This is a genomic window from Pantoea sp. C8B4 (assembly GCF_051336905.1).
GTDB lineage: Bacteria > Pseudomonadota > Gammaproteobacteria > Enterobacterales > Enterobacteriaceae > Pantoea > Pantoea rwandensis_B.
Map to the genome: position 1 here is coordinate 32808 of NZ_JBGMNK010000022.1, position 16192 is coordinate 48999.

Annotated in this window: 5 protein-coding genes; 4 read left to right on the plus strand and 1 reads right to left on the minus strand. The window is 52.9% G+C overall.

What is annotated here, in order from left to right; translation table 11 throughout:
* Window positions 1–455 precede the first annotated feature (455 nt).
* The 4 genes from ACCW76_RS19625 to ACCW76_RS19640 all read left to right on the plus strand — a co-directional run bounded on the left by ACCW76_RS19625 (window position 456) and on the right by ACCW76_RS19640 (window position 15256).
* A complete protein-coding gene (locus ACCW76_RS19625; RefSeq protein WP_436339858.1) occupies window positions 456–2117 on the plus strand; it encodes a ShlB/FhaC/HecB family hemolysin secretion/activation protein in 1662 nt (553 codons plus the stop codon).
* A 12-nt stretch (window positions 2118–2129) separates the two neighbouring features.
* On the plus strand, window positions 2130–13553 hold the full coding sequence (locus tag ACCW76_RS19630) for a hemagglutinin repeat-containing protein (RefSeq protein WP_436339860.1): 11424 nt from the start codon (window positions 2130–2132) through the stop codon (window positions 13551–13553).
* A gap of 3 nt (window positions 13554–13556) precedes the next feature.
* Window positions 13557–13889, plus strand: a complete 333-nt coding sequence (locus ACCW76_RS19635) for a DUF6572 domain-containing protein (protein ID WP_436339861.1) — start codon at window positions 13557–13559, stop codon at window positions 13887–13889.
* 839 nt (window positions 13890–14728) lie between these two features.
* Entirely contained in the window at window positions 14729–15256 is a 528-nt protein-coding gene (locus ACCW76_RS19640) for a DUF2247 family protein (RefSeq protein WP_436339862.1), read from the plus strand.
* Window positions 15257–15585: 329 nt separating this feature from the next.
* Here ACCW76_RS19640 and ACCW76_RS19645 read toward each other — a convergent pair whose 3' ends face one another.
* Window positions 15586–16059, minus strand: coding sequence for a hypothetical protein (locus ACCW76_RS19645; protein WP_436339864.1), 474 nt, complete (start codon window positions 16057–16059; stop codon window positions 15586–15588).
* Window positions 16060–16192: the final 133 nt, after the last annotated feature.

The window sequence follows — 16192 nt, forward strand, 5'->3', positions numbered from 1 at the left end:
CGTTATGTGCCTTGCGAGCATGTTATTCCTTAACGGATAGTAGCGTGTACGTCCCCAATCAATTTCTGCAGCCAGTTTCAAGCCCCTCAAGTTGATAGCAATTTATTGCCTCAAGAGGGATGTTCAGACGCTGATTTATGAAAAGATCGTTTATCACCGTGCGCAATTTAATTAAGAGGATTTAAAGATTTCTCCCTTATTGATTCAAGTTAACCTTTGCAATCATTAAAATAAATTTTCATTTAGAAACACCTCAATACATTATTATCCCTTCAAATGACACATTACGCCACTAATCATTGCCTTTCCAGGCAACAGCGCGAAAATAACTCAAATTAGAAGTTTTAAATTTTTTTCTAAGCTACATGGGAACCTTCTGATTGATTAGATGTTATTCTTCATCCCGCTTGCTTACACAAAATTTACAATCAGTTTAATTAACGAATCTTACGACAATGCCTAATACATGGATGTGGGTGGCGCTGAGTGCCGCACTTATTTCTGCCAGTACTCTTGCTGCGCCATTAACGCCGGGCGACCGCGATTATATTGAGAATCAGCAGCAACAGCGCCTGCAGCAGGACCAGAACCAGCGCGACGCGCTTTGGAACGCAGCCAGCCCCCAGACCGCTCCGGTCGCGGGTTCAGGCGCATCCGGCCCGTGCTTCCCCGTCCATCATATCGTTATCCGCAATGCGTCTTTACTCTCACAGAGCCAGCAGCAGAATATCACTGCGTCCTATATTGACCGCTGCCTGAACTTAACGGAAATTAATTCTCTGGCCCACGCCATTTCAGGCTGGTATATGCAGCGCGGCTATATTACCAGCCGCGCGTTTTTAACCGAACAGGATTTATCTTCCGGCGAACTGGTTATTCCGGTGCTGGAAGGGAAGCTCGACGAAATACGCCTCGACGGTCAGCACCCGCGCGCGCTGTTAATGGCGTTTCCCGGCCTGGAAGGGAAGATACTTAACCTGCGCGATATTGAGCAAGGCATGGAGCAGATTAACCGCGTGCGCTCGACGCCGGTGCAGATTGAAATTCTGCCATCTCCCAAAGCCGGTTATTCCGTAGTGAACCTTAAGGCAAAACCGCAGTTTCCGCTCAGCGCCTCGCTGGGCTTTGATAACAGTGGACAGAAGAGTACCGGCACCGGCCAGCTGAACGCCTCGCTCACCGGCAACAACCTGCTGGGCCTCGCCGACCGCTGGTTTATCAGCGGCGCGCGCAGCAGCGCCTTCAGCCAGTGGCGCGACGCGCAGAGCCTGCAGGCGGGCGTCAGCGTGCCGTACGGCTACGGCCTGCTCGACTACAGCTACAGCTGGAGCAGCTACCACAGCAGCTTCATCAACAATGATTTCACCTGGCTCAGTAACGGTGACAACGTCGCGCACCGCCTGAACGGATCCTGGGTGCTGTTCCGCAACGGGGACATCAAAACCGGCGTGCAGCTCGGCCTGAACCACTACACCAGCCACAACTTCCTCAATAACACGCTGCTCACCAGCAGCAGCCGCAAAATCACCAGCCTGCAGTTTGGCCTCAACCACACGCAGAAAATCTTCGGCGGCGTGGCCACGCTCAACCCGGCCTTCAGCCGCGGCATGCCGTGGTTTGATGCCGAAAGCGACGCGGACAAAACCGGCGACCTGCCGAAAGCGCAGTTCCGCAAGTGGAGCCTTAGCGGCAGCTTCCAGCGTCCGCTGACGAATAACCTGTGGTGGCTGAGCAGCGTGTACGCCCAGTGGTCGCCGGACCGGCTGTACGGCAGCGAGCGCCTGACGCTCGGCGGCGAAAGCTCGGTGCGCGGTTTCAAGGAGCAGTACCTCTCCGGTGACGCCGGGGGCTACCTGCGCAACGAGCTGGACTACAGCCTGTTCACGCTGCCGGTCATTGGCGAGGTCAGCGCGCTGGCCGCCGTCGACGGCGGCTGGCTGAAGAGCGACGCGCAGAACCGCGAGTCCACCGGCACGCTGTGGGGCAGCGCGGTGGGTATCAGCACCCGCAGCCGCTATTTCTACACCCAGTACACCGTCGGCATTCCGCTCAGCTATCCCGGCCACCTTCAGCCGGATCACGTCAGCATTTACGCCCGCGTCGGGCTGGTTTTCTAAGAGGCAAAGATTATGGACGATCGTCAACCCGTTTCCCTCGCCCGTCGCGCGCTGAGCTACCTCATCTGTTACCTAGTGGCGGTGCAGCCCATGCTGCCGGTCGTCGCCGCACAAATCACACCGGTGACGCCCGGCACGAAGCTGGATGCGGCGGGCAACGGCGTGCCGGTGGTCAACATCGCCACGCCGAACGCAGCCGGCGTCTCGCACAACCAGTACCAGCAATACAACGTCGGCCAGGAAGGGCTGATCCTCAACAATGCCACCGGCCAGCTCAATCAAACACAGCTCGGCGGCCTGATCCAGAACAATCCCAACCTTAAAGCCGGGCACGAAGCGCAGGCGATCATTAACGAAGTGACGGGCGCGAACCGCTCGCAGCTGCAGGGCTATACCGAGGTGGCCGGCAAAGCGGCCAACGTGATGGTGGCAAACCCTTACGGCATCACCTGTAACGGCTGCGGCTTTATCAACACGCCGAACGTCACGCTGACCACCGGGAAGCCGCAGCTGGATGCAAACGGCAACCTCTCTTCGCTGGAAGTCACGAAGGGCTCGGTCACCGTTGAAGGTAAGGGGCTGGATGGCAGCAGCGCCGACGCGGTGTCGATCGTCGCGCGCGCCACCGAGATCAACGCCGGGATCCATGCGAAAGATCTGTCCGTCACCGTGGGGGCCAACCGCGTGGGCGCGGACGGTTCAGTCACACCGATAGCCGGCGAGGGCGCGGCGCCGTCGGTGGCGGTGGATACCGGTGCGCTGGGCGGCATGTACGCCAACCGTATTCACCTGGTGTCGAGCGAAAAAGGCGTAGGGGTCAACCTCGGCAACCTTGCCGCAAAGCAGGGTGACATTCAGCTGGATGCGAACGGTAAACTGACGCTCAGTAACAGCCTGAGCAGCGGCACGCTGACGGCGAATGGCGCGTCGGTTGCGCTGAAAGGTGATAACAAAGCCACCGGGCAGATCACCGTCAGCGCACAGCAGGATGCGACGCTGGGTAAAGGCTCCCTGATCAGCGATGACCGCATCAGCATGCAGTCCGGTGGCAAAACACAAATCAATGGTACATCCCTGACTACAGGCAAGGACCTGGTACTGCAGAGTAAAAGCCTTGATATTGATGGCGGAGGTCAGATTGATGCCAGCGGTAATATTGCACTGACCACCAGCGGTAACGTGATCAGTTCGGGAGAAGTGACTGCGGGTAATTCTCTGAGCATCAATGCCACTAATCTGACCAATAATGGCAGTCTGGCCGGGAAGAAAACGCTCACAGCAAAAGCTTCAAACCTGCAGAATACCGGGAAGATGGTGGGAACCACCCTGACTATCACCGGTGATATGTTCGACAACAGCGGAACCCTACTTGCGGGCGATCGCGGCGAAATTATCACCGGTCAGCTGACGCAGACTGGGACGGTGAATGCGCAGGGGGATATGAACATCCTGGCGAACGGAGCAGTCGCTAATCAAAACAGCATCAGCGGCAATCACTCCCTCACAATCAACAGCCTTTCTCTTGATAACTCCGGCACACTCAATTCGCCTGAGTTGTCGCTTATGTCCTCGCACATCACGAACCATGGACTGATTCAGGGCGAAAAGTCCCTCATACTGAACAGCTCAGGACTCGATAATCTGGCGGGTGCCTCGCTGACAACCTCCGGCGATTTCTCGCTGAATATCCCACAAGTGTTCAATGCCGGGCTTATCACCATTGATGCTGCGCTGGATATCACGGCTGATCAGTTAACCAACAGCGGCGAAATAAACGCACAGTCAATCAACAGCCATCTTCGCTCACTGGAAAACGCATCAGGCCATCTGCTGGCAAAAGACGCCCTGGTACTGTCGGGCAGTGATATTCATAACAGCGGCGTGCTGGATGCAGGCGAACTCTCACTGAATTCGGATTCTCTTGATAATCAGGGTACGCTGCAAGCCGACACACGCCTCAGCGTCGGGGCAAACCACATCACTAACGCCGGCACCCTGACCAGCGGAAATGAACTCAGCATTCTGGGAGACATATTAAGCAATAGCGGGAGCCTGAACGGCCAGGCGCTGACGCTTAACCTTCGTCAGGAGATGGAAAACAGTTCATCCGGGCGGCTGGTCTCGGACAACTCCCTGACATTTAATGCACCGGTGCTGAAAAATTTTGGCTTGTTTGCCGCAAGCGATCTTTACCTGACAGCAGATACGCTCACCAACAGTGGCACCCTCCAGGGTACCCAGTCAGCGGCCCTGGCAGGAATGTCATTCAGTAACTTACAGAATGGACAGGTGCTCAGCGGCGGACAACTGAGGTTGCAGCACTCTGCCCTGAGTAACGCAGGTCTGATTCAGGGAGACGCGCTGAGCGTCACCGCAGACAACTGGGACAATGCAGGAAATACACTGGCTCAGTCTTTGCTGAAAGCCACCGTAACGGGTTCAGTGACGAACCAGGGGAATATTCTTGGTCAGCAATCTGTCACGCTACAGTCCGCATCAGCAGTAAACAGCGGAAATCTGCTGGCCAGAGTGCTGACTCTGCGTAGCGACCTGCAAAACAGTGGCCTTATACAGGCGAGCAGCGATCTGAACTGGCAGGGTGAGTCATTCACGAACACTGATTCAGGCACAACCCTGGCAGGCAATACACTCAGCCTTAAAGGGACATCGCTTGAGAATGAAGGGACGCTGCAAGGAAATGATGTTGCGCTGAGCGCGAACAGCCTGACCAATGCAGGAGAAATTCAGGCCCAAGAGGACCTGACTGCCGCTTTAACGGGCAAGCTGGACAGTACGGGCACCCTCGTCAGCCTGGGTGTGATGACGGTAAACGCCGATCAGGTAGATACTCAGGGTAAGCTTGCGGCAGGCAACCTGACCCTCTCAGCCGGATCGCTCTCTAACAACGGCATTCTTCAGGGCAATGATGCGCTGACCCTCACGACGCCCAATCTTATCAACAACAATCTGGGGCAGATCATTACCCAGAGCGATCTCAGCCTATCACCCGACCGTCTGGAAAACGATGGCGCCATCCAGGCCGATGGTGCGTTCACACTCAGTGGAAACGACCTGCTCAACAACGGCTCGATAGAGGCAGACTCGCTGAAGTTCAGGCTGTCCCATTCCCTCGATAACCGGGGTTCGCTCTTTGCAAGCCATCAGGCTGACCTCTCAGGCGTGCAGTTAATCAATGCAGGTGATGTAGCATCAGATGCGCTGACCTTGGCGGGCACTGCGTTTACCAATAGCGGACGCATTCAGGCCCAGGCCGCAGCTGACATGAGTGTGGACACTATAACGAACAGCGCGGGGGGGAAATTGCTGTCCGGAGAGGGTATGTCCCTTAACGTCAGCAGCCTGCATAATGACGGGGTGGTACAGGGCGGGTCCCTGAATATGACCTCCGACAGCGTATCCAACCAGGGCACCCTGTACGGGCTTAACGGACTGACAGGTCGGTTCAGTACTGAGTTGCTTAACAGCGGCACTGTACAGAGCAACGGTGCGCTGGATCTGACGGCTGAAAGCATGACAAACAGCGGTCGCATCGCCGGCACGACTCTGTCCATAACGGGATCCGAACTGAGCAACTCGGGTTTATGGCAGGGCGAAAAAGGCCTGTCGCTGACGGCTGACACGCTGAATACTCTTGAGGGATCGCGAACCCTCAGTGGCGGTGCGCTCTCTCTTCTGACAGGACAACTGACGACCGCTGGCAGGTGGCAGAGCACGCAGGCGGATATCACAGCCGATGACTGGCAAAACGCCGGAACGTTCCTGAGCCTCGGCAGCCTGACAGGCAGCATCAGCCATTCTCTGACGTCTTCCGGCGACATCAGCAGCCAGGAAGCACTCTCCATTTCCGCAGAGACGCTTAAAAATCAGGGCCAGATCCTCAGCGCAGCTGACGTCACGTTGAACGGTCAGGCCCTGGATAATCAGGGGATTTTGCAGGGGCAGACCCTCGAGCTGCATCAGACGAGCGTGAACAACGCCGGCACACTGACGGGCGTAAACGGCCTGACGATGGGCAGCAGCACGCTTCCGCTGATGAGAGCACGCGTGGCCGCTGTCTCTCCGCCAAAAGAGCTGATCAACACGGGTTCTCTGTTGACTGATGGTACGTTAACGCTGGGCGCCGACAGTATCACGAACAGTGGCAGCCTGCAGGGGCATGACGTCACCGTAGATGCCCGTCAGCTGAATAATAGCGGCACGCTGAAAAGTGCAGACAGCCTGCAGGTCGTGCTCTCCGGTTCCCTCACGTCACAAGCGGGCAGCAAAATCATCGCGCTGGGCAGTGCGCTCCTTCAGGCTCCTGTTCTCCAGAATCAGGGAGAATGGTCGGCAAAATCACTCATTATCCAGGGCGATACCCTGACGAATGCGGGCACGGTGAGCGGCGTTAACAGCCTCAATCTGGCACTGAGCGGGGATGCGCTGCAGCAGGCCGGGGGAGCACTGCTGACCGGCGGCGAGTTGTTAGTCAACGCCGCTGATATTCGTAATGACGGGAATATGCAGGGTAACACCCTCAGTCTGACAGCAGGCAATCTGACCAACAATGGTCTGCTTCAGGGAGACAGCGACGCCTCGCTGAAACTGACACGGCAGGTAATCAATAACGCCAGCGGTCGGATTATCAGCGGTAGGACCCTGAAGGCGATTACCCCGTCGCTCATGAATTACGGTCTGATTCAGTCTGCATCCGACAGCAACCTGACGTCCCAGGCTCAGATAAGGAATGACGGGCGACTCCTCTCAGGTGCGACGCTGACGGCGAATGCAACACAGTATACCGGCTCCGGACTGGTTCAGGCGTCTACGCTTCTGTTTCAGGTCGCGAATGCAACAAACAGCGGCACTCTCCTGGCAGACAACGGCACGCTTTCCGGTACGTCGATGATCAATCAGGGTACCGCACAGGCCGGAGACCTGGCCGTAAATTATGACCAGCTGAACAATACCGGCACGGTTCTGGGCACTAACCGGCTCAACGTGAAGGCTAGTCAGGTCATACAGAATACCTCGGGAAAACTCTTCAGCGGTGGCGATCTCCAGCTGACCAGTGGGGGCGTGGATGCTTCCGGCCAGCTTGTGGCGATGAAGAACCTGACGTTGCAGCTGAGCAATGCGTTCACGGGCAAGGCGGCTATCGCCGCAGGCAATGCCCTCAACATCAGCAGCCAGGGGGCTATAGATAATCAGAACACGATGCAGGGCAATGCCGTCACGCTCAGTGCAGGATCGCAGCTGACGAACAGTGGGCAGATTTCTATCGGGAACGGCAGCAGCTCGCTCTCCGGCAGCAGTGTGTTGATGAATGGCTCGGGCTCACTGCAGGCTGGCGGTGACGTTGCGGTGACAAGCCTCGGGGACATCACGCTGAACGGGTTTGCAGGAACCCTGAGCAACCTTACACTCAGCGCACCGGGCACAATTGTGAATACCGCGCTGCTCTACGCGGCAAACAATCTGGCACTTTACGCCAATATCATCTCTAACCAGCGCGGTGACATGCTGGCAGGCAACAATCTGCAGCTGCAGCGTGATACTGCAGGCAATGCAAACAGTCAGGTGATCAATACATCTGGCTCTATTGAGACGCAAAATGGCGATATCACCATTAAAACCGGGCATCTGCTGAATACTCGGGATGGACTGAGCGTACAGCAGAGCACCTCACAGAACGACAGTATTGCAGGACTCGGGAACACCACGCTCAAGCTTCCGTATTATCAGATGGCTGACGGAACCTGGGGCTACTACTCAAAGACCGGGATACATCAGACTGGTCCCTGCAACGGACACGGCGGCTGTAGTTATAACAAAGTCACCAACTATTATTACGCACCGTTTGCCGACTACGTCACGCAGAAATTCGCCACCTCACAGACCAGCGTCAGCGTGGTGGTAAATGGTGGCGCAGCCCGTATTTCAGCGGGTCGCAACCTGACACTGCAGGCGGGGACACTGGAGAATCAGGCAAGTAATATTCTGGCCAACCAGGACATTTCACTGTCAGGTTCTCAGCTGAACAATCAGAGCTGGCAGGCAGGCACCAGTTATGACTACCTGCTCTACAAATATGCCTATGAGGGGAATGACGGGACACCACCTGTCGCCACCATGGATGCCTCAACCGTGGTGCCCACTCAGCCCAAAGTCAACACCGTGTTCTTTAAGCTTACCGGCCATGAGACGGATTTCACGCCAGGCGAACTGTATCGCTCGGTCATTCAGGCGGGGGGAAACATCACCGCGAGCTTTACCAGTGACATCAGTAACGCGACCACCAGCGCGAATGCAGGACGCGTCAGCAACACCATCGCCACGCCTTCACTCAACAGGCTCAACGCCCGGGGAATTGGGAGTGAAACGCAGAAACAGGGACTGGCAGATTTTACGCCTGTCGCAGTCGATTCACCGGCATGGCGTGACCAGCTCCAGGATGCTTTACAACAGGTCAACGGTGGAGACGCACTGGATAGTGGCGCTAAGAGCAGAGAATCGGTTTCTGCCGTCACGGTAAACCATACTGCCCCCACAGACCTCGGCAAGCTCACGTCACTGAATGGTCCCGGGATCAGTAGCACCGCACTGAAACAGACCAAAACAGGTCAACCCGTGGCCTATCAACGCCACAGCGTGGATACCAGCGCCTATCCGGTCCCGTCAGGTAATAACGGCTACTTTGTGGTTTCGGATGATAAAAACAGCCCTTACCTGATTACGCTCACCCCCAAATTAGATGGGCTGGGCAAGCTTGATCCTGCGCTTTTTGGTGATCTGAATACGTTACTGGGCAACCAGCCCGCTGTTGCCCCTCAGGAGACGCGTAGCCAGTACACTGACGTCAGTCAGTTTCTGGGCTCATCATATCTTCTTGGCAGACTGAATCTTAATCCGGATCAGGATTATCGCTTTCTGGGCGATGCGGCGTTTGATACTCGCTACGTCAGCAATGCCATTCTGAACGAAATCGGCAGCCGCTACTTAAACGGCGTGGGATCCGATCTTCAGCAGATGCAGGTGCTGATGGATAATGCCGCTGCCGCTCAGAAGTCACTGGGCCTTCAGTTTGGGGTATCGCTGTCAGCTGATCAGGTTGCAGGACTGGATCACAGCATCCTCTGGTGGGAAAGCACCACGATAAACGGCGAGCAGGTCATGGTACCGAAGCTCTACCTTGTGCCTGATGATGTCACAATTAACAACGGCAGCGTGATTGCGGCAAACAACGTTGACATGCAGGGCGGCACTGTCAGCAATGACGGCAGCACCCTGCAGGCGGACAATGCTCTTACCCTCAGCAGTCAGAACAGCGTTGCCAACCTTAATCAAGCGCTGATCAAAGCAGGCGGCAACCTCAGTCTCAGCGCTTCAGGCGACATCAGCAACGTCAGTTCGACAATCAGCGGCAAGGCCGTGGCGCTGGAAAGCATTGATGGCAGTATCAGCAGCATCACTCAGGCCGATCAGTTCAGCCTCGATACGGGCGGCAAGTCTGGCCGGGTGTCACTGCAACAAACCAGTCTGGGTAATACAGCTTCGATCTCAGCAGATAACTCACTGTCGTTAAATGCAGGGAAAGATATCACTCTGTCAGGTTCTAGGCTGACAGCCGGTAATGATTTGCTGATGAACTCATGGGGCAACATCGCCGCCAATGCAAACCAGGTAAATAACAGCTCTTCTTCTACCGGCTTTAGAGGGCAGACAAACACCACCAGCAGTGTTGTTGACTCCCAGGGCAGCATCATTGATGCAGGCGGCAATCTGAATATTCAGGCAGGTAAAGACCTCTCCCTGACGGCCAGTAACGTGCATTCCGGTGCGGATACGACACTTGCGGCGGGCCATGACCTTGACCTGAACAGCATGGCAACCCTTGATAACAACAGTAGGGGTACCAAGGAATCGCATGCATCCGGGTCCGACCGTACAAGCATTTCCAGCGGCGGCAATCTGACGCTGACAGCCGGACAGGATATTACCAGCCAGGCGGCAGCGCTAGCGTCGGAAGGCGATTCCGCACTGAAAGCAGGCCGCAATATTAACCTGAACGCCGCAGAGTCACGTACCGGTAACAGCGAGCATGGCAGTAAGAAAACTATTATCAACGAAACCGTGCGCCAGCAAGGCACCGAAATGGTCAGCGGCGGCAGCACCACGCTGCTGGCAGGCAATGACATAACCAGTCAGGCGGCGACCGTCACAGCCAACAAAGATCTGGCGCTGCAGGCCGGACACGACGTCAACATCACCACGGCGACAGAGAGCGATTACGCCTACCGGGAAGAAACCAAAACCAAAAAAGGGCTGTTCAGCAAAAAGACCACTCACACCATCATCGAAGACAGTTCCACCACAGAGAAGGCATCAAGCCTGAGTGGTGACCATGTTTCAATTGTGGCAGGTCACGACCTGGCAGTGAGCGGCTCTTCAGTCGTGGGTGAAAGTGACGTCGGCCTGAAAGCGGGTAACGATCTCAGCCTCTCCGCTGCCACCGAAACCCAGAGCAGCTATCGCCTTAGCGAAACCAAGAAGAGCGGTATGTTCAGCGGTGGGGGCATTGGCGTCACATTTGGCAGCGCTTCAACCCGTCAGCAATTGCGTCAAAATGGCACCACCCAAAGCCAAAGTGCCAGCGCAGTGGGCAGCACGGGAGGCAACGTCAATCTGTTGGCTGGTCATAATGCGCGCGTTGCAGGTTCAGATGTTATCGCTAAGGAAGATATTAATCTTGTTGGTGGATCAGTTTCTATTGATCCCGGTAACGATACGCTCAGCCGCCGTCAGGTGTATGAACAAAAGCAAAGTGGACTGACTCTCCGTCTTACCAGCCCGATCACGGATGCTCTGTTAAACATGAGTGACCAGATGAAAGGGGTGAGCGAAGCCGGTGATGATCGTCTGAAAGCGCTTTACGCCGTTAAAGCGATGGAAAGCGGCTGGGCGATGTCGCAAAACGGCACGGTAGGATCGGCTCAGGCACTGGCAAACGGTAATATGCAGCAGGCCGGAATTCAAATTCAGCTCAGTGTCGGTGCCAGCAAAAGCAGTTCATCTTCTGAATACAAGGCGAACACAAGCAGCGGAAGCTCTCTTAACGGAGGCGGGTATGTTGCGGTGGTTGCAACGGGTGCGCAGGGTTCAAACGGCGATCTGAATGTGACCGGCAGCGGTATTACTGGCAAGAACATCACTCTGGCGGCAAAGCACGATCTTAACCTGCAGGCGGCAGCTAATAACCAGCAGCAAACCAGCGCGAACAAATCTTCAGGCTGGAGTGGCGGCGTACATATCTCCTTAGGCAAGGAAACCGGCATTGGCGTACAGGCCAGTGGATTTATGGCCAGTGGTAACGAGGACGGCAGCAGCACCGATTATGTCAACAGCCGTATTAATGCTCATGACACCCTTACGTTAAGCAGTGGCAACGATACGCTGCTTTCCGGTGCACAGGCGTTGGGTAACAGAATCAATGCCGATGTTGGCCATGATTTGACGATCTCCAGTCTTCAGGATACCGATAGCTATCACAGCAAGCAGCAGAGTGCCAGTGGCGGCTTCAGTTTCACATTTGGCAGTATGACGGGCTCCATCGGTTTGAGTCTCAGCCAGAGTAAGGTCAACAGTGAATATGCCAGTGTTGGTGACCAGAGCGGCCTTTTCGCGGGTGATGGAGGGTATGACGTAAATGTCGGACACCACACTCAACTCAATGGTTCAGTGCTTGCGTCCACAGCCAATGCCACCAACAACGCTCTTTCAACGGGTACCCTGGGCTGGGACAACATCGATAATCACGCTGAATACAGTGCGAGTAGCTCATCGTTTGGATTCAGCGCAGGCAACACGGGTGGCAAGATGTCTGGCATGGCGCTGCCAACCTCTGCCAATGCGCATGAGAGCGCCTCCGGAGTAACTCGTTCAGCAGTTTCAGACGGCTCAATAACAATCCGCAACACCGATGGCCAAACGCAACAAGTCACGGATTTGAGTCGTGATACTGATAACGCTAACGGACATATCGATAAGATTTTCGATAAGGACAAAGTCGCTCGGCAGATGGCGTTTGCTCAGGGTGTTCAGCAACTGGCAGGTCAGATTGCCAATGACGTTACCAGTTACAAGCTTACCGAGGCTAAGAAGGAAGCCGGCGATAAGCTCCTGAAATCGCATCCAGAATATGCCGATCTTCCTGCGGATAAGTTCAATGCACTTATCGAGAATGATGCAGATTATAAAGCAGCATCCGATAAATGGGGAACTGGTGGAAGTTACTCAATGGCGGCGTCGGCCGTATCCGCATTGCTTGGTGGTCTGGGGGTGAATAACCTCTCGGCAGCGGCAAGTGGAGCGATGGCGCCTTACGTTGCCAATGCTATTAAACAAGCCACGACAACAGTGGTTGACGGCAGACAGCAAACAGACCTGGTTGCAAACACCATGGCCCACGCTCTGGCTGGTGCCGTACTGGCAAAACTGGCAGGTAACAGCGAGGCGGCAGGTGCAGTAGGAGCAGCCGGTGGAGAGCTCACCGCTCGGGCCATCATTGCTGTGATGTACCCTGGTAAAGATGGAAATGAATTAACCCAGGATCAAAAGGAAACGGTAAGTGCGCTAAGTCAGCTGGCCGCTGGTCTGGCGGGCGGTATCGTATCAGATTCATCCAGCGGAGCTGTAAGTGGTGCTGGGTTAGGTAAGAACGCAGTTGAAAATAATACACTTGGGTCAATGAATAGCCACCCATTTGAGGAGGAACAGGAAGAACATGCGCGAGAAATGGGTGATAGGTCAATCCATCTATTAACTCCAAACCCAGGGCTGGAACCGAAACGAGACGAACAAGGTAACCCTATTACTTATGCTCCCGGTGCATTCGTACCTATAAGGCCTACAAGCTTGCCAACAGGTTATAGCTCAACTTCGTCTGGTGAAATTGTCGGCCCTAAAGGAGGGGTGTATTCAAACACTGGCAAGTCAGATTCAAATGGAAACACAATTTACAGCAACAGCGGCGGTTACTATGTGTTCGATGGAAATACGAAAGTATCTGTAGAATCACCTAACGCTTCTAATCAAATAAGGAACAATTATAATCAAGGTAAGGCATTCGAAGACGAGGTGTACAATAAGTATGCATCTGGTCAGCCGGAATCGGCGCGCGAGATTACAATTAAAACAGATAGTGGCACGAACGTCAGGGTCGACATATTGACAAAGGATGGGAATGGCGGAATTTCCTGCATCGAATGTAAGTCTTCTCCAACTGCACCACTAACGCAAAATCAAAAATTGGGTTATCCTGAAATTGAGAATAATGGTGGTACCATTGTTGGTGCAGGCAAACCTGGTTTTGAGGGGGGGACAAAAATTCCGCCAACTCAAGTTATCATTGTTAGGCCAGAAGATAAAAAGGAGTAATCTATGTCTATTGAGGAAAAAGATAAGGTTGATTTCATCAACACTTCGAGTGAAGATAATGACCTTGTATTACTAGGCATTACGGATCATTTACCTTGGAAAAAAAACGTCACTGAACATTTATTGCTACTCCAGGATAAAATAAATAATTACATTAACTTTGTCTTAAGTGGACAAATGATTGAATCCTTTCCGGCCGCAAAGGGTAAAAATAAAGTTTGCATTCAGGTTTTCTTTAAATTCCCTCCACCTAAAGAAGCTCATATTTTCATATCTGAATTCAAGGCAGCATTAAAAGAACACAAAGTAGACTTAATTGCTAATTACAACCCTTAGTCGTGATACAGGATTCAATGACTTGTCAAATATCCACAAGGTTGGGATTTAGGTTGCAGTAAAAAAATCCCGAAAGCTTTACCGCAGCGAAAACACAACGACGCGTCATCACTCGAATAACCCCGGCGGAGATTATCGCCGGGAGAGAAACAAAAAGAGGGCATCCGATGAAGATTTACCTCTACGGGCATCAATGCATGGAAAGCAGCATCGTGGCCGTAATTATTCGCTGTAGTTCCCTTTTCTGCTGAGTAAAATCGGACAATGTTGAGACGTGGCGTTTAGCGAAGCGGTAAAACGTATGGATCGATCGACGCGGTGGTGGCTGGCGCGCCATATCTGCCAGGTTCGCCCGGTTACACCTTAAACGTAAATGACGGCAATAACCTGACACTCACCAGCCTGACAACTATCAGAGTGCAAGCGTCGGCGATCAGTCCCTGCTGTTTGCCAGGGGGCGTGGCTATGACACCTTCTCCGATAACCATACCAGCTGAACGGGGCGGTGATGGCCTCAAGCGCGGAGGCGGCGAACAATACTGATGCCTTTGAAGAGCTTTATAATACGGCAGGTGCGCTTCCATTCGTCGTCATTATGAGCGACATCGCTTCCGAAACTAAGCGTTCCGCCTTGGCAGCAGGACCCCTCACAGTGCGTGATGTGCAGAATCAGACGCAGGGTGTTCGTTGGGTTAGATTTAAGCTGTGATTTTTGTGGTAGGTAGGTGACGACATCGGGAGATCCGGGGAATTTAAGAGATCATTGACCCCAACTTAGGTAGGGTAAGCCATCGTATGTTTGTGTCAGGCGAAAAAGTTAATGGAGTTCCAACTAAACCATGAACAATAGCAAATTGAATTCATTGAAAAAACTCCAATGGCTTGATTGGGGAACACTTTGCATAGGCGTAAAAGGCCTTCCAGGCGTATCAATTGACCCTGCAGACATTAGCGATTATGCATGCAATAAAATCAACGAAGTTGATGAAGAAAATGACGTTTTTATTTCTGTAGCCGAACTTGCCTATTGTAATGAGATTTCTGATGAAACCTTAAAACATCTTGAGCGACTTGCAGAGTGGGACAATATAGACATACATCTGTCGGCAAGAAAGTGGAGACTAGTTTCATTTATGAGGCTTTTGGAAAATTTGAATGATGACTACATTTATGCACTATTAGATTTGAATAGTTTCTGGAATCAATGGGAAGGCACCGATACACCAGATGTTGTCCAAGGAGTAGGGAACAACATGAATCCATCTGAATTTTACAGCATGGCTAATTTCAAAGAAGTAATGCTAAAAAACAAAAAATGGATTGATGATGAAACCAATGCAATTAAAAAAGCTATGAAGCAGCCTTAATTGAACGCAAAATAGGCTTAGTTGCTCATAGCAACCCTTAGACGTGATAATGAATTTGGTGACTTGTCAAAAAACCACAAGGTAAGGATTGTTGCACGCATACATTTATCGGCGTACTGGTGCCATGGAGAGGGGCCTTATTGTTTTAGGTATTCAGGATGAAAGACATATATACCGCCGTAATTATGTTTTCATTTTCCAATATATTATTTAACATAATAAGTATTTTGCGCACCTATGCATCACATTGATTTTAATAACTTTATACAATCACTACTTGCAGCGATGGGATGTGGCTTTGCCCATTAACATACTCTCTAATGGAGTAATTAATCGTCATCCTCGCTACATTCTGTGCAGCGGTCTTCAATTTCCCATCCACCACACTCACAAGGTAACATATCTACGAATCCCCCTTCCTTACTGTAATAACACTTGTGCCACAAGCACACACCAGCTTCACGCGAAGAATCGTAAACAATACCTGCACCACCGCACTCTGGACATTCATGATAGTCCCAACTTTTAAGCTCGTTCAGCCCATATCCGCAGCAGCTGCAGCTTGTTCGTATGGGAAAATTTTCTCCCTCATAAATGATAAAATGTGACCAACTTTCACATGCCGGGCACATGGCGTGGTGATATTCGCCATGAATGGTCGTATTTAGGAACGCAGTTTCGAAAGCAATAATCCTCTGGCGCAGCTCAGAGTTCCATGAATTATCTTCCTCGTCGTACTGAATAACGAGAAACGCTGGCCGGTAAACCAGTTCGTATAATGAGCGCAACTGCAGCTTCAGCATCCCCGGGTCAATCTCAATAGCAAAGTGCTGCAATCGGTTACGCTCAATGGCTACTGTGACCTGCTCCCCGTTGATTAATACACCGCGATGTTAGTAATGTCTTCATAAGCCACATGAGGACATCCCCATGAAG